Origin of the sequence: Sphingobium sp. 3R8 (genome assembly GCF_020166615.1) — a bacterium.
GTDB classification, from domain to species: domain Bacteria; phylum Pseudomonadota; class Alphaproteobacteria; order Sphingomonadales; family Sphingomonadaceae; genus Sphingobium; species Sphingobium bisphenolicum.
The window spans coordinates 11,536-26,928 of the sequence record NZ_JAIQXR010000010.1 but is presented as its reverse complement, the minus strand read 5'-3'; the positions used below and the strand labels follow the sequence as shown (position 1 = coordinate 26,928).

The 15,393-nt window shown below is 65.0% G+C and carries 15 protein-coding genes; 11 read left to right on the top strand and 4 right to left on the bottom strand.

Annotation, left to right across the window (positions count from 1 at the left end):
• Nucleotides 1–68 precede the first annotated feature (68 nt).
• The 3 genes from K9B33_RS11305 to K9B33_RS11295 all read right to left on the bottom strand — a co-directional run bounded on the left by K9B33_RS11305 (nt 69) and on the right by K9B33_RS11295 (nt 4,451).
• The gene (locus K9B33_RS11305; protein ID WP_224548814.1) at nt 69–2,699 is read right to left on the bottom strand and encodes an AAA family ATPase; all 2,631 of its coding nucleotides are present in this window, start codon (nt 2,697–2,699) and stop codon (nt 69–71) included.
• A complete protein-coding gene (locus K9B33_RS11300; RefSeq protein WP_224548813.1) occupies nt 2,696–3,805 on the bottom strand; it encodes an exonuclease SbcCD subunit D in 1,110 nt (369 codons plus the stop codon). Before K9B33_RS11300 ends, K9B33_RS11305 begins: the two co-directional genes overlap by 4 nt.
• A gap of 112 nt (nt 3,806–3,917) precedes the next feature.
• The gene (locus K9B33_RS11295) at nt 3,918–4,451 is read right to left on the bottom strand and encodes an SOS response-associated peptidase family protein (RefSeq protein ID WP_224548812.1); all 534 of its coding nucleotides are present in this window, start codon (nt 4,449–4,451) and stop codon (nt 3,918–3,920) included.
• Between the two features lie 59 nt (nt 4,452–4,510).
• Between K9B33_RS11295 and K9B33_RS11290 the strand changes: the two genes are divergently transcribed.
• The 11 genes from K9B33_RS11290 to K9B33_RS11240 all read left to right on the top strand — a co-directional run bounded on the left by K9B33_RS11290 (nt 4,511) and on the right by K9B33_RS11240 (nt 13,935).
• Nucleotides 4,511–5,098, top strand: coding sequence for an SOS response-associated peptidase family protein (locus K9B33_RS11290; protein ID WP_224548811.1), 588 nt, complete (start codon nt 4,511–4,513; stop codon nt 5,096–5,098).
• Between the two features lie 78 nt (nt 5,099–5,176).
• Nucleotides 5,177–5,422 (top strand): DUF6582 domain-containing protein, encoded by a 246-nt coding sequence (locus K9B33_RS11285; protein ID WP_224548810.1) that lies wholly within the window; start codon nt 5,177–5,179, stop codon nt 5,420–5,422.
• Nucleotides 5,423–5,492: 70 nt separating this feature from the next.
• Complete coding sequence (locus K9B33_RS11280; protein ID WP_318011113.1) at nt 5,493–6,287, top strand: protein ImuA; 795 nt, start codon at nt 5,493–5,495, stop codon at nt 6,285–6,287.
• The gene (locus K9B33_RS11275; RefSeq protein ID WP_318011112.1) at nt 6,205–8,010 is read left to right on the top strand and encodes a DUF6504 family protein; all 1,806 of its coding nucleotides are present in this window, start codon (nt 6,205–6,207) and stop codon (nt 8,008–8,010) included. Before K9B33_RS11280 ends, K9B33_RS11275 begins: the two co-directional genes overlap by 83 nt.
• A complete protein-coding gene (locus K9B33_RS11270; protein WP_224548809.1) occupies nt 8,010–11,270 on the top strand; it encodes an error-prone DNA polymerase in 3,261 nt (1,086 codons plus the stop codon). The genes K9B33_RS11275 and K9B33_RS11270 overlap by 1 nt, the downstream gene beginning before the upstream one ends.
• Nucleotides 11,257–11,547: a hypothetical protein gene (locus tag K9B33_RS11265; RefSeq protein WP_224548808.1), complete on the top strand. Its 291-nt coding sequence runs from the start codon at nt 11,257–11,259 to the stop codon at nt 11,545–11,547. Before K9B33_RS11270 ends, K9B33_RS11265 begins: the two co-directional genes overlap by 14 nt.
• Before the next feature lie 57 nt (nt 11,548–11,604).
• On the top strand, nt 11,605–11,868 hold the full coding sequence (locus K9B33_RS11260; protein ID WP_224548807.1) for a DksA/TraR family C4-type zinc finger protein: 264 nt from the start codon (nt 11,605–11,607) through the stop codon (nt 11,866–11,868).
• 10 nt (nt 11,869–11,878) lie between these two features.
• Nucleotides 11,879–12,295: a nuclease gene (locus K9B33_RS11255; protein WP_224548805.1), complete on the top strand. Its 417-nt coding sequence runs from the start codon at nt 11,879–11,881 to the stop codon at nt 12,293–12,295.
• Nucleotides 12,292–12,888: an alpha-ketoglutarate-dependent dioxygenase AlkB gene (locus K9B33_RS11250; protein WP_411974008.1), complete on the top strand. Its 597-nt coding sequence runs from the start codon at nt 12,292–12,294 to the stop codon at nt 12,886–12,888. The genes K9B33_RS11255 and K9B33_RS11250 overlap by 4 nt, the downstream gene beginning before the upstream one ends.
• A 235-nt stretch (nt 12,889–13,123) precedes the next feature.
• A complete protein-coding gene (locus K9B33_RS11245; protein ID WP_224548803.1) occupies nt 13,124–13,588 on the top strand; it encodes an SRPBCC family protein in 465 nt (154 codons plus the stop codon).
• Nucleotides 13,589–13,617: 29 nt separating this feature from the next.
• Complete coding sequence (locus K9B33_RS11240) at nt 13,618–13,935, top strand: hypothetical protein (RefSeq protein ID WP_224548802.1); 318 nt, start codon at nt 13,618–13,620, stop codon at nt 13,933–13,935.
• Nucleotides 13,936–14,133: 198 nt separating this feature from the next.
• On the opposite strand, the gene K9B33_RS11235 is transcribed toward K9B33_RS11240, so the two are convergent.
• Nucleotides 14,134–15,228, bottom strand: a complete 1,095-nt coding sequence (locus K9B33_RS11235) for an SDR family oxidoreductase (protein WP_224548972.1) — start codon at nt 15,226–15,228, stop codon at nt 14,134–14,136.
• Nucleotides 15,229–15,393: the final 165 nt, after the last annotated feature.

Below are 15,393 nucleotides of genomic sequence, written 5' to 3'. Positions count from 1 at the left end.
GTGAGAGTGAGCCACACCCCTCGCGCGGTCAAGCGATGCCAGTCCGGCGACGCAGATCATTCGTGATGCTATGTCGTTGGCAACATGATCCGGTTGCCAGGCACATGGCGGAACGCGCGGTCGCGACAAGTGAGCAAAATCACCTGCATACGGGTTCCGGCTTCACTCAGAATTTCGATCATCGCATCAAGGCGGCCATCGTCGGAATAGACCAGAGGATCGTCAAGGATCAGCGAAACCGGCTTGCCCTGCTCGAGCAGCATGTCGGCAAATGCAATGCGGGTGAGCACAGCCAGCTGTTCCTGCGTCCCGCGCGACAGATGCTCGCAATCCTCGTTGACGCCCCCTCTCGAAACACTGACCAGCCCGAGATCCTCGGCGAAGTGTAGCTCACAATCAGGCAGCAGACGTTCGATATGGCGCTTGGCGCGCTTCGCCACAGGCCCGACAAATTGAGCCGAGGTCTCATTGTACGCCTCGTCGAGCGTATCGCGGAGCAGCTTGATCGTATCGGCTTCGACCGTCACGCGCTCGAACGCGGCGCGCGCCGCTTCGGCTTCCTCTTGGGCGGCTGCGGCCCGGTCAGCGAGGCCTGCTCCCCCTTCGATCTCTATCGTGTTCTCCAGTCGCGCGATCTCGGTCAGCAGCCGATTGCGGGTCTCGGCTGCGGTTCTGTTGCGAGCATCAAGCGTCTCGATCTTTCTGGTGATCGCTGCCGGGTCGTGGGCAGTCGCATTACGTTTCGCTTCTTCTAACCTAACTGCGCATTCGGCCGCTCGCTCCCGAGCCGGTGCCAAATTTCCTTCGAGCGTTAGAAATTCCGGGCGTCCTTCAATCGCGTCGATCTGACCGAGTGCATTGGACAGGTCGCTCGCCGTGCCGGCCTCCGCTGTCGCCAACGGAGCATCTTCTTCCTCGATCCGGCGAAGCGCATCAACGGCGCTTTGCTGAACGCCTTCCGCCTTGGCGAAATCATCCTCGGCCGTATCCACCGCCTCCGTGAGCGCAGCCAGATCAGGAACCTCCTCTTGGACTGGTCCATCTGCACCGCCCAAACCGGAAACGAAGAGCTTCAATGCCTCGGCGCCTGCCACCAGATCTATGGCGGCGTCGGCCGGGGTGGCGGCCAGTATACGAGCGTCCAGCGTGCGGATCTCCGCAGCTGCGTCGCGTGCCGCGTCGTTCCGGCTGCGCGCGCCGGCGACGTCGTCAACGCCAAGCGCTTCAAGGGCGGCATTCAGCTGTCGCTTGGCGGCGGCCAAAGCTTCGTCGGCACTTTCCGCGCTGCTCGGCGGAGTTACGATCAACGTGGCCTCGCCGAAGCTGAAAGTTGTCGCTCGAGCCAGCGTGCGTTCGCCCGCGGTTACAGGCTCTCCGTCCACCAGGACAGCACCGAGTGGGCCGCTGAAGGTTACCCGCGTGGCGCCGGCGTTCACGATCGCACGCGCCTCGGCGAGATCGCGTTCCAATGTTTCGAGCTTCTCGATGGACTTTGCCGGGATAGCAGTATCCGCAAGTGCCTTGGCTTTGCTGCGCTCAGCCTCCAGCTCGAGAAGGTCGGCGTGACGTGCGCGCGCTGCTTTGGTCGCCTCGCTGCGCCTCCTCGCAGCGGTCACCTGTTCGCCGGCACTCAATGCAGCCTTTGCCCTTTGCCGGGATTGTCGCGCCTCCTCGAGAGTCGATCGGGCGTCGGTTACGCGCTTTCGACCCTCGACCAATCGTTCGGCGACACTTTTGCGACGCTCCTGCGCACGTCTGAGCTCCTGCTGCGCTTTGTCTCGAGCCTCGATCGCGGCCTCGTGACGTCGTTGCAGCTCCTCGAGGCCATTGACCTTAGCGTTCGCCGCCTCCTGCTCCGCGCGGCGGGTCGCGAGGATCTGGACCGCAGCGCGGGCGATCTCCAGCGACGCCACGAGGGTCTGACGGGTTTCAGCGTCCGTTTCGTCGGCGATGTCGCGTTCGATCACCTTCAGCTTGGCCCGGGCCGCTTCCAACTCCGCAAACGTCTGCTCGAGTGAGGCAAGCCGTTCCGACGCCTGCTGCGCAGCAACCTGAGCGGAATCAGAGCGCTCACGAGCTTCGGTCTGACGTCCCTTCTTCTGCCCTGTCGGTGTCCAGTAGGCGCTATATTGATCCTCAACGCGCGCGCGCACTTTCTTGTAGGCCGAGCCACCCATGATTGAGCCGACCTCGGCCTCGAGCGTTGATGTCACGCTATCGCGCACGATCGGGCCAGGAGCAGAAACGGCGAGAGCCTCGGTCTGTGCCACCCACAGAAGGCCAAGCGCCCCATAGCTTGCTACGTCTCCGCCGCGGCTGTTGTCCTTTACTGAACCCAAGAGAGTATTGAGCCGGGCTTCGGCGTCCTCGCCTGTTGCCCGGCCCTGAGGCCCTACCAATTCGACGGTTGCGCTGCGCAGGAAGCGTTTCGAGACCGACCATGGTGCGCCATCAACTTCGAAAGACACCTCGACCTTTGGCCCAACCGCGTCTCCATGCGGCGCATAGGATTGTGCCAGCTGGTTTTTGGTATTGTGGCGGACGAAGAAGGCTGCGCGCAAGGCCTCCAGCAGCGTCGATTTGCCGGTTTCGTTGTCTTCGATGATGATGTTGAGACCGTCGGTAAGGCCCTCGATCACTGTCGGCGTGCGGAACTTGCGGAAGCCGTCAATCGCGATGCGGCGAAGACGCAGGCTCATGCGCGATCTTCCCGGCTGTATTCAACAAAGAGCCTTTCGAGCGCTCGCTTGGCAAGCGTGGCGTCAGGCCCCGCGCCCTCGATACGTGCCGTGAGCTTGGCGGCTGCCGCGCCGAGCATCCCCTCTACCGCTAGGGTCGCCATGTCCTCGTCGGTCGGTCGCCCAACCAGACTATCTGCCCGTAAATCGAGGAAGCGAAGTCGATGGCGGAGGTCGTTCTCCAGATGTCCGAGCATGCCGATCCTGTCGGATAGGCTTGTGATGCCGGACATCGTCAGCTGCAGCAGCGTGGCCGCGGGATCTACTTCGGCGAGGAGGTGAGAACATTCCCCGTCAAAGGCTGCGCGATCATGGACTAGCCAATCGCGCTGGAGCCACTTGTAGCGGCCAGTGCGGATCGGGGTCACTTCGGGGTCGCGGCCCGGTGCGAGATCAATCAGCAGCGCCTGACCGGGATCGTCGCGTTGAAAACGGTCCGTTTCGGGCGTGCCGGCATACCAGGTGCGCTCATCTATCTTCAGGGTACCGTGCCAGTCTCCAAGGGCGAGATAGGCGAGGCTTGAGCGCCGCGCTCGATCGGGCGCAATCTGGTTCTTGGTTTCGCCCTGACTGCCGAAATCCCGGATCGAACCATGAGCAAGCCCTATGCGCAGTGTGGCGTCCGGTGTCGCCATTGTATCGAACTGCGCGGTCGGATCCTCAAGGTTATGCCGATGGACCAAGGGGGCCGGTAGCAACCAGACGCCGGGCTCCATTTGGTGGGGCACAGGCTCCGCGAGGATCACTATTCCCTCGCCTGCTCGCTTGCGGACACGGTCCCACAAGCCGCCGTTGCGAGCGAAATCATGATTGCCCGGGAGCAGCCACCACTTCACACCGTACCGCCCCATGCGTGACACCGCCTGGACAATGGTGCGATCTTCGGGGCCCTCCGTGTCGAAGATGTCGCCGGCGACGAGAACGTGGCCGACGCCGTGCTCGACAGCGGCCCGGCCAAGCGCGTCGATCGCGTCGAAGCGAGCCTCAGTCAGCGCCGCGCGAAGGTCCGGCTCAAATCGGCCGTAGGGTTTGCCCAGCTGCCAGTCAGCGGAATGCAGAAACTTCATGTTGTCACCATAGACCACGTACCCCGGCGGCGACATCAGATTGACGTGGTGGTGTGATCAGACCCGCGCTCCCGCGTTAGATCGCGATAAGTTGCTGCTAGCGGGCGCTTTCCTAGAGACCAAGCATTGCTTGGACGGGTTTTGCCCTGTCCGCTGCACCAATTTCTCGAATGTCGAATATCCGCCCCTGTGGCGTTACCAGTAGCTCGGTTTCCGGAACGACGCCGTCCAGCCAATCTTTGACCTGGCGGCGCAGGATGATTGCGCCGTGCCGTTCCTGATACTGGGACACCTCGTGATTGGCCGGGACGGTGATGATCCGGAAGGATAGCGGCCAATCGCCAATGGCCGGTTCCCACACGCCGGCGAGATAGAAGAAGTTCCCGTCGTCGAGCTTCACGCGGTAGCGCCTATCGCCCACCCGCATCTGAAATTCCGATGCCGGGATCAGGCAGCGATGGCTCGGGAACGTCTTGCCCTCGGAGCGCACGAACCTAAACTCGACGCCATCGGTGAAGCGCGGATTGGACCCCCAGCGCGCCTTGATCAGTTGGGGTCGTCCGGGTTCATCCGGTTTGTACCGTACGATCGGCCGGAGATTGTCCTCGGGGGCGTCGGCTTCAAACGGGGTCGCGGTTGCGTCCATGGCTTGGAACATAATAAGAACAACGGTGAGTCGCAAGGCTGAGGAGTTTGGGGTCCGTCATGTGCAACGACTACCGCCTCGAAGTTGAGATCGCCTCGATCATTGAAGATTTCAACGATCTGGAGATCGCGATCGAGACGCCCGAGGGCATCCCCAACCTTGCTCCGCGAGCCGACATCAAGATCACCGACACGGCTCCGATCGTGCGCAGCGGTTCGAGCCGCCTGAGAGGCGAGCTTGTGCAGCGTCGATGGAGTTGGCCCGCGCCGAACAAGAAACCGGTCTACAATTTCCGGTCGGAGGGCCGCGAGTTCACGACCGGCCGCTGCTTGATCATCGCCGACGGCTTCTACGAATTTACGACCCCCGACGATCCGAAAAAGAAGCGCAAGGACAAATGGCTTTTCACGAAAAAGGGTGAGCCCTGGTTCTGCATTGCCGGCATATGGCGGAGCAACCCTGATGTCGGCGAAGCCTTCACCATGCTGACCATGGACCCAGGGCCCGACATCGCGCCATTCCATGATCGCCAGATCGCGATCCTCGATCGCACCGACTGGGCCGATTGGCTGGACCCCGCGGTCTCGGCCAAGGACATTCTCAAGGCCCTCCCGGCGGGCGGCCTTGCTGTCGAGCAGGTCGGATAGGCCCGGCTGCAGAACCGGCCGCCGACGGCACAGAACCCTCAGCCTCGCTCATCCGTTGAGTGCGGATATCAGGAGGCGATGATGGCCAAGCTCAGCACCGAAGACCGCGACGACCTGTCCAAGAGCTCGTTCGCGTTTCCGAAGCAGCGAAAGGAACCGCTCGAAAATGCGAGCCACGTCCGCAACGCTATCGCTCGCTTCAACCAGGTGAAGGACGTGAGCGACGACGAACGCGACGAAGCCTGGAAGCGGATCAAGGCAGCCGCGAAAAAACACGACGTCGAAATCAGCGAGAAATCCTGGCGCGAGATCGGCAAGAGCTAGGTCAGCAGCTCCTTGAGGGATTCACAAGCCTTGACGAATCTCCGCGCCCATCGGAACATAATGCGAACAAGTGAGTCGATGTTGCCCGATGTCCGTCCAACCGTCGTCCCTCGATCGGCCGTCCGCCGATCAGCTAGCCGCGCTTCGCGCGCAGCTTGCGCAGGCCCAAAGCCAGCGCGGGCCGGTGCTGGCTTTCGGGATCGACGCGCTCGATAGTCGGCTTGGGGCGGGCGGGATAGACGGCGGCGGTCTCCACGAAATCACCGCTGCTTCGCCGACGCTCGGCGACGATGCCGCTGCAACCTTGTTCGTCGCGGGGCTTGCCGCCCGGTTCGCTACTGTGCCCGGCGCCAACGTCGCCTGGGCACTCACCCGCTTCGATCTTTATGCGCCGGGTCTCGAACAGGCCGGCCTGCCGGCCGCGAAGCTGCTCTACCTCCAAGGCAGGAACGAGACGATGGCGCTGGCGCTCGCCGAGGACTCGCTTCGCGACGGCAGTTTCTCCGCCGTGGTGGCCGAGGTGAAGGTCGCCGACCAGACCGCCACTCGGCGACTGCAGCTGGCGGCAGCCGACAGCCGAACGCCGATGCTGCTCCTCCGGCGTTGGGCCAGGACCAGCCGTGACCCGCTCGAACGTCCGTCCGCGGCGATGACCCGCTGGCGGATCGGCTGCGCGCCCTCGGTCCCGTTGCCTGCGCCCGGCGTCGGCCGCGCGTGCTGGTCGGTCGAGCTGGTGCGGCAACGCAACGGCAATCCATTCTCTCTTGTGGTCGAGGCTTGCGATGATACGGGTCGCCTCGCTCTACCTGCCCCAGCTCGCCATCGAGCGGCTGCGGCGGTCGGAGCGGCCAGCCAGGCCGCTTGAACCGCGCGCTCCAGCAGCGCCGCTCCCTTCGCCCGTCGACGATAACCCCGGCGCCTGCTCGGTTCCGCGTGGAGGAGGCTGGCGACCGGGCGCGCGCTGGGCCCGTGACGGCGGACTGACCAAGGCGCAGATCATCGGGCAGATGGCGCAGCTGCCGGCCCATCAGCGTCCGCCGATGCGCATGCTAGGCCGCCGGTCGGAGCCGGTCGAGCATCCGTTCAAAGCGATGCCTCCGGACGAAGGCGGGCGCGGCACGGCACCGATGCCCGTCATTGCGTTCCGACATGACCGGCCGATGGTCCTGATCGAACGGGTCGGGCAGCGCGACCTGATCCGCTCGGCCTGCCCGGTCGCGCTGTCGCTCGGCCTGACGCCGGGAATGGTCGCGGCCCACGCCCGGGCCCTGGTTGCCGATCTCGACGTGCGGGATGCCGATCCGGCCGGCGATCAAGCATGGCTCGATCGCTTGGCACTGCATGGCGTGATGCATTGGACGCCGACCGTGAGCGTGTCGGGCGGCGACGGCCTGTGGCTCGACCTTACCGGCACGACCCATCTTTTCGGCGGCGAGGAGCGATTCTGCCGCCGACTGCTCCGCTTCCTGCAGCGACTGGGCTTCACGGCGCGCATCGCGATCGCCGGCACGCCCGGCGCGGCGCATGCACTCGCCCGCTACGGCGGCCGGGACATCTTCCTCCCCGATTCCGGCACCGAGGCGACGGCACTTGGCGAGCTGCCGGTTGCGGCGCTCCGGCTCGAGGCGGCGGCGCTGACCGCAGCGGCGCGCTTCGGCCTGGAACGGGTGGCGGATCTTATCCGGCTTCCGCGCGGCCCTATGGCAAAGCGGCTCGGCCTCGCGGCCGTCACCCGCCTTGACCAGACGCTTGGCCATGTCGCCGAGCCGATCGCGCCGGTAGTGCCGTTCGAGGCACCGGAGGTGTCGCTTCGCCTATTGGAGCCGATCGGAACGCCCGAAAGCATCACGCAGGTGATCGGCGATCTCGTCGACGATCTGATCGCGGTCCTGCGGGAGCGCGGCCTCGGTGTCCGCACCGCGCTGCTCGTCGCGGACAGAGTGGATGGCGAGGCGCAGCGGATCGGGATCGGCGCATCGCGCGCGACGCGCGATGCCAAGCATCTCAAGCGCATGTTCGCTCTGAAGCTTGATCGGATCGAGCCGGGTCTTGGGATCGAGGCCATGCACCTGCTTGTGCCGCACAGCGAGCCGCTCGGCGCTAGCATGGCCGGGTCGCTCGTCATGTCGGACGGCGCCGCGACAGATCTTGCGCCGGCGATCGATCAGCTTGTCGGTAGAGCTGGCGAGGCTGCCGTGTTCCGCGTGGCTCCGAACGAAAGCGACGTTCCCGAGCGTGCCATTTGCCGCGTCGGCCCATTGGACGAACCGGGTTGCTGGCCGAAGTGGAAGCGCCCGGTCCGCGTGCTGCGTCGACCGGAGCATCTGACCCATGTCGTGGCGCTGCTCCCAGACCATCCACCCCGACGCTTCACATGGCGCGGGCAGCCTTATCGCGTGACGGCCGGCGATGGTCCCGAGCGAATCCATGGCGAATGGTGGCGGACCGACACCGAGCTCTGGGCGGTGCGCGACTATTTCCGCGTCGAGGTCGAGAGCGGCGAGCGGTTCTGGCTGTTCCGTCGCGGTGATGGCGTCGAGCCCGAGACCGGTGATCTCAGCTGGTACATCCATGGGATGTTCGGCTGATGACAGCGTATGCCGAACTTCAGGTGATGAGCCATTTTTCGTTCCTGCGCGGGGCGAGTTCGCCGGAAGAGCTGTTCGCCGCTGCGGCGCTCCAAGGCCATAGTGCGCTCGGGCTCGCCGACTGGGGCAGCGTTGCCGGCGTCGTACGCGGCTGGGACGGACAGAAGACCACCGGCGTCCGCATGATCCCCGGCGCCCGTGTGCATGCGACCGAGGGGCACGATCTTCTCCTCTATCCGCACGATCGTGCTGCCTGGAGCCGGCTGACCCGGCTGCTATCGATCGGCAAGGCGCGCGGGGGCAAGGGCTTCTGCATCCTCGATTGGGCCGACATCGTGCATCATGCCGAAGGGCTGGTCGGCATCCTCCTGCCCGATCTTCCCAACGAAACGACCGAGCGCCAGTTCATCGACGCGGCGGCGGCATTTGGCGCACGCGGATATTGCGCGCTGTCGTTCCGACGCCGGCCCGACGATGCGATCCGGCTCCATGACCTCGCCGCTCTCGCCGCCAGGCATGGCGTGCGGGCGGTCGCGACCGGTGACATACTTTACCACAGCCCGGAGGTGCGACCGCTTCAGGACGTGGTCACCGCGATCCGCGAAAAGACGACGGTCGACGCGCTCGGCTATCGACGCGAGCGCTTTATGGACCGCCACTTGAAGCCGCCCGCGGAAATGGAGCGGCGCTTCCGGGCATTTCCGGACGCGATCCAGGCCAGCGCCGACATAGCGCGCGCCTGTACCTTCGACCTGGGCGAGATCCAGTATCAATATCCGTATGAGCAGGTGATGGTCGGTCGCACGGCGCAGGAAGCGCTGGCGGAAATGACCGAGCAGGCTTTGGTGGCAAAATTTCCGAATGGGGTGCCGCAGCGCTATCGCGACCAGATTGCCCATGAGCTGCAGCTGATCGAGCAACTCGGTTATGCGCCCTATTTCCTGACGGTCAATTCGATCGTGGCCGAGAGCCGGCGGCGCGGTATCCTTTGCCAGGGGCGCGGCTCGGCCGCCAACAGCTGCGTCTGCTATCTGCTCGGCATCACCTCAATCGACCCGATCCAGCATGAGCTGCTGTTCGAGCGCTTCGTCTCGGGCGAACGCAAGGAGCCACCCGACATCGACGTCGATTTCGAGCATGAGCGGCGCGAGGAGATCATCCAATGGATCTACGAGACCTATGGGCGTGATCGATCGGCGCTGACCGCGGTCGTCACCCGCTATCGGACGCGCGGCGCGGTGGCTGAAGTCGGCAAGGCACTGGGGCTGCCGCGTGATCTCACCAAGATGCTGACCGGCCTCGTGTGGGGCTGGTCGATGGATGGGATTAGCGATGAGCAGATCGAAAGCCTCAATCTCAATGCCCAGGATCACCGGCTCAAGCTGACGCTTCGCCTCGCGCGCCAGCTGATCGGCACCCCCCGGCATCTGTCGCAGCACCCCGGCGGATTCGTGCTGACCCAGGACCGGCTGGACGATCTCGTGCCGATCGAGCCGGCGCGCATGGAGGACCGGCAGATCATCGAATGGGACAAGGACGATATCGATGCGCTGAAATTCATGAAGGTCGACGTTCTCGGCCTTGGCATGCTCGGCTGCATGAATCGCGCCTTCAACCTGCTGGAGCAGGAGAAGGGCATCAAGATCGGCATGGCGGACCTGCAGGACGATGATCCGGAGGTCTACAAGATGATCCAGCGCGCGGACACGCTTGGCGTGTTCCAGATCGAGAGCCGGGCGCAGATGTCGATGCTCCCGCGCATGAAGCCGAAGGAATTCTACGATCTGGTGATCGAGGTCGCGATCGTGCGTCCCGGACCGATCCAGGGTGACATGGTCCATCCTTACCTCCGCCGCCGCGAGGGCAAGGAGAAGCCCGAATATCCCAAGCCCGAGCTCCGCGCAGTGCTCGAAAAGACGCTGGGCGTGCCCCTCTTCCAGGAACAGGCGATGAAGGTCGCGATCGTCGGCGCCGGCTTCACACCCGTCGAAGCCGATCAACTGCGCCGCGCGATGGCGACGTTCAAGCTGACCGGCGGAGTCAGCCATTTCTACGACAAGCTGGTGGGCGGCATGATCGACCGCGGCTACCCCAAGGATTTTGCCGAACGGACTTTCAAGCAGATCGAGGGGTTCGGGAGTTATGGCTTCCCGGAAAGCCATGCGGCGAGCTTCGCCAAGATCGCGTACGCGAGCTGCTGGGTGAAGCATCACCATCCCGACGTATTCTGCGCCGCGCTGCTCAACGCCCAGCCGATGGGCTTCTATGCCCCCGCGCAGATCGTTCAGGATGCCCGCAAGCATGGTGTCGAGGTCCGGCCGGTCTCGATCAACCATAGCCATTGGGATTGCACGCTGGAGCCGACAAAGGGGCGCTTCATGGCCGTCCGCCTCGGCTTCCGGCAGGTGCGTGGGCTTGCCAACATTCACGGGGCGCAGATCGCGGTGGCGCGGGGCGACACGCCTTATGCCAGCGTCGAGGAAGTGTGGCGGCGCGCCGACGTGCCGCGCGTGGCGATCGAACGTTTGGCGGAAGCGGACGCCTTCCATTGCATCGCGGAGGATCGGCGGCAGGGCCTGTGGAAGGTGAAGGGGCTAGGTGAAGCCCTGCTGCCCCTGTTCGCCGCCGCCGATGCACGCGAGGCGAGTTTCTCACCGGAAGGCATGGAACCGACAGTGACGCTGGCGCCGTTGACCGCCGGGCGCGAGGTCGTCGAGGATTATCGCTCGCTGCAGCTGTCGCTGCGCGGCCATCCGATGAGCTTCCTGCGTGGCGAGCTCGACACGATGCGGATCGCCCGGTGCGCCGATCTCGCGGCCATCCGCGACGGGCGCAATGTCGAGGTGGCCGGGGTCATTCTTGTTCGCCAGCGTCCCGGCTCTGCGAAGGGCGTGCTGTTCATCACGATCGAGGATGAGACCGGCATCGCCAACGGCATCCTGTGGCCCAACAAGTTCGAGATCTACCGGCGCCAGGTCATGTCCGCATCGATGATCGCGATGCGCGGGCGGCTGCAGAAGGAAGGCGAGGTCATCCACATCATCTGCGATCGGATCACCGATCATGACGACATGCTCCGCTCGATCGGCCGGACGCAATTCGCGGTCGCGCCCGGTCGCGGCGATGGTGCCCACAATGGCGGCGGACCCGACCCACGCGACCCGAGCTTCCCGCGCGGACGAATGCTGGCGTCGCCTCCGTTCGGCACCATTCAGGAGCGGGAAGAGATCCTCCGCATCCGCAGCCATGACTTCCATTGAGGCGAGCGCCCGCGCGACCGGGACCATCGAACGCGCCGTCAACGTCCTGCGCGAGGCCACGGCAATCAAGGGCAAGGTGCAGACGCGCGGCGTAGCACTTGCGCTCTGGGTCTTGCGCGGCCGCTGTCCCGACGAGTGGCTGGTCGCCTTTTGGGAGGCGGCAGGATCGGATCACGAGATCGGCCGAAGCCAGGGCGTGCACGCCGCCTATAACGGGATCGTGCGCCAGCTCCGCACCAGCGGAGCATTTTCGGAAGAGTCCACGAGGATGAAATGATGCTCCGGCGCACCTATATCGAAACCTTAACAGACACTTCCGCGGGAACGAGCACGCATGGCCAATGGCTGGGCGCCCGACGGCGCCGTTCAGGAGCAGATCGAGGACAGCGTGAAAGACGCGCTGGCCAGCGCGCGTGCGCGCATGCCCTCGGGCGCGGGCTCGGCCGAGTGCGAAGAATGCGGCGAGCCGATCCCGGAAGCGCGCCGCCGCGCGCTGCCCGGCGCGCGCACCTGTGTTTCCTGCCAGTCGGCACGCGACAAGCGCCCGACCTATTCCGGGATCAACCGGCGCGGCAGCAAGGACAGCCAGCTGCGCTGATCCTCCGTCAATGAACCGGTTACACCTTATCGCCGCGGCGAGCTTTGTCGCCTGCGCCTGGTCCGCTCCTGCGCTCGCCGATCCCTGCGAGGGCGCGTTGCCGACCAAGGGGACCACTTTCGCCGGTATCGTCCGCTATGTCGGCGACGGCGACGGCCTTTGCGTTGGCCCGGCCGGCCGGCCCGATCGCTGGATCGAGGTCCGGCCGGATGACTTCTACGCCCCTGAGTTGCACGACGCCGGCGGCCGCGAAGCCAAGCGGCGGCTGGAACGACTGGCGATGGGCAAGCCGCTGGTCTGCCGCGCCGGACGGCGCAGCTATGACCGGGTGGTCGCCGCCTGCACGCTGAGGGGCCGTCCGCTTGGCACCCTGCTGCGCCAGGCTGGTGGGATCGAAGGCGGACGGGCTTGGCGCCCACGACCATGATGGCCGACCTATTTGATGCCCCGCCCGTCCCGGGCTTGGCCACGCGGCCCGAGATTATCTCGGTCGACGAAGAGGCTTTCCTCATCGACAAAATTGATGCCGAGGGCCTCAGCCCCTTCCGGTTTCAGCAATGGACCGGCAAGCGCCTGACCCGGTCGTTCGGCTGGAGCTATGATTTCGAGAGCGGCCGGTTCGCGCCGACCGACCCTCTGCCGGACTGGCTCGCGGCGGTGAAGGCCCGGGCCGCCGCCTTTGCCGGCCTCGCGCCCGATCATCTCGTCCAGGCCCTGTTGATCCGTTACGATCCCGGCGCCGGCATCGGTTGGCACAAGGACCGGCCGGTGTTCGAACATGTCGTCGGCATTTCACTCGGTAACGCCACGACGCTGCGCTTGCGCCAGCGAACCGCCGACGGGTTCGCGCGCAGGAAAGCCGAGCTTGCGCCCCGGTCGATCTATCATCTGGCCGGCGAGGTTCGTCACCAATGGGAGCACAGCATCGCTCCGATGGACGTGCCGCGTTGGTCGATCACCTTCCGATCCTTACGCGAACGCGAGGGAAAAACCTTTGCTGACAAACGCTTGTCGGATTGAAATTCCCCGATCCGATCCCACATCCCGCAAATCGTTCAACAACGGAAAGGAGGTGGTCAGATGTCTCATTGTCCCACGCCGCGCGCGGCTATCGAAGTGAGCAAGGCCTCCACCATGGGAGTCCGGCTCGGCTGAGCTGTGCGCCAAGGCGAAGACAATGGAAGGGCCGTCCCGTGTGGGCGGCCCTTCGCTTTTGAATTGATCGTCACGACGGCCTTGTCCACCTCTGGAGAGGATGACCGAATCAATAGTTCATAGCGCGACGCGCACCATCCTCGCTTCGCCCCGCGCCATCTACCGGGCCTTCCTCGATGCAGAGAGCGTCGCCTCATGGCGCGCGCCCAAAGGCATGACCGCGAAAGTCTTTGAGTTCGATGCCCGGCCGGGCGGCGGCTATCGCATGACGTTCGTCTACGAGAAGGCCGAGGCGGGGCATGGCAAGTCGACCGAGGATGCCGACGTCTTCACCGGACGGTTCATCGAACTCGTCCCCGACGAAAAGATTGTCGAAGCGGTGCAGTTCGAAAGCGCTGACCCGGCCTTTGCGGGGACAATGACGATCACGACGCTGTTGTCCGCGGTACGCGACGGCACCAAGGTGACCTTCGTCGCCGAGCACGTACCACCGGGCATCAGTGCGGCCGATCACACGCTGGGTATGGACTCGTCGCTGAAGAATCTCGCCAACCTGCTCGAATGACAGGGCCAGCATCCGGCGGGCAGAGGCGCATGCCTCCCCGCCGGGTGACGCCGGACGGCCGCTATTTCGTGGTGCGCGGGCGGCTGTGGCGGATGTCAGATCCCGCCCTTGAGCCGGCTGAGCGGGAGTCCCTGGTCAAACAGCTGATGGACGCGCGTCGGGCCGTCGCCGCCGCCAAGCGGACGAAAGATCAAATGGCCGAGGATGACGCGCATGCTGCCGTCGACCGAGCAAAGCGCGCGCTCGGCGAGCGCGGGCCGGTGTGGTGGGATGATGGCGCGCCCGACTATAATCGCCACATGGCGCGCAATACGCCTTACGCGAACTGGTTCGCCGGCCAAGGCTGACGCCCCTTCCCCGGGGCTGTACGATCACGTCCGGTCAGGAGGGTGCGGCCTGGCCTTCATCGCTCTTTCCGTGTTCATGTTTCTCAACCCCAGGCGCGCAGCAGGCACAGCGGCGGGGCGTGCGCTCTCTGGTTCTTGCTGCCAGCGCTCGGCGCTCGGCGCGGTTCATCGGCGGTGCGTGGGTCTCGCCCGGCAGGGTCATCGGACCTCCTCCCGGGATATGCCCCTTGGCTGCGGTATCAACCGATCCGCGCGAAGCTGCTCGAACAGTTCGATGAAGGCATCATCGGTCGGCTGATAGGCGCTGAAGCCCAACCGCCGGCTCTTGGACATGTCGGTGACCACCTCGATCGGTCGGCCAAGGTCAGCATCGGTATGCCAGGGCGACGCCAGCCGCTGCAGGTCCGGTTCGACCAGGCCCTCCCGCTCGGCAATCTGTCGCCAGATCATCTCGTCGCCGGCCATCTGCTGCTCGAGCGGACGCACGGACCCGTCGAATGGAACGGGCTCGATCCCGAACCACGACGCGATCCGGCCCCACATCCAGCTCCAGCGGAAGACATCGCCATTGACGATGTTGAAGTCCTCGTTCGCCGCCGCCGGCGTCGTCGCGGCCCAGAGCAGCTGCCGGGCGAGCTGGCGTGCGTCGGTCATGTCGGTGAGGCCGTTCCACTGTGCGGCCGAGCCCGGGAAGGTAAACGGCCGCCCGGTCTCCCGGCAGATCGTCGCATAGACGGCGAGCGTGGTGCCCATGTTCATGGCGTTGCCGACCGCCTTGCCGATCACGGTGTGCGGGCGATGGATACTCCAGGTGAAGCCATCCCTCGCGGCGGCGGCGAACAGTTCGTCCTCCTGCGCATAGTAGAAGTTCTCGACATCGAGCCGGCCCTGTTCCTCGCGAAAAGGCGTCTGCGGCAACGCGCCTTTCCCATAGGCTTCGAACGGCCCGAGATAGTGCTTGAGGCCTGTGACCAGTGCGACATGCCGATGTCCCATGGGCTTGGGCAGCCCATCGAGCAGGTTGCGCACCATCGCCGAATTGACGCGGATATTCTCGGCCTCGCTGTCCTGCCGCAGCCAGGTCGTGATGAACACGGCATCGGGTTGGAGGTCGCGCAGTACCGCGGAGGTCGCCTGCGCATCCTTAAGGTCGGCGAGTACCGGGCGCACGCCGGCTTGGCCGGTCGCGCGCCGCGCGAGGCCATGGACGTCCCAACCCTGTTCGAGGAGCAGTTGCGCCGTCGCGCTGCCCACGATGCCGCTCACGCCTGCGACCAATGCTGTCTTCGCCATCATGCTGCTCCGATACGGGGACCGTACGGCAGCGAGGCTGACGGCAAATCCATGTCACTCACCTTTGTGAACGGTTGCCATAGCCGGGCGTTCCGGACGCGAGCGTGCGTTGAGTGCGATGGGACCATCGGCGAGCCGCCAATGCGATTGCGTCTTGGATGAATT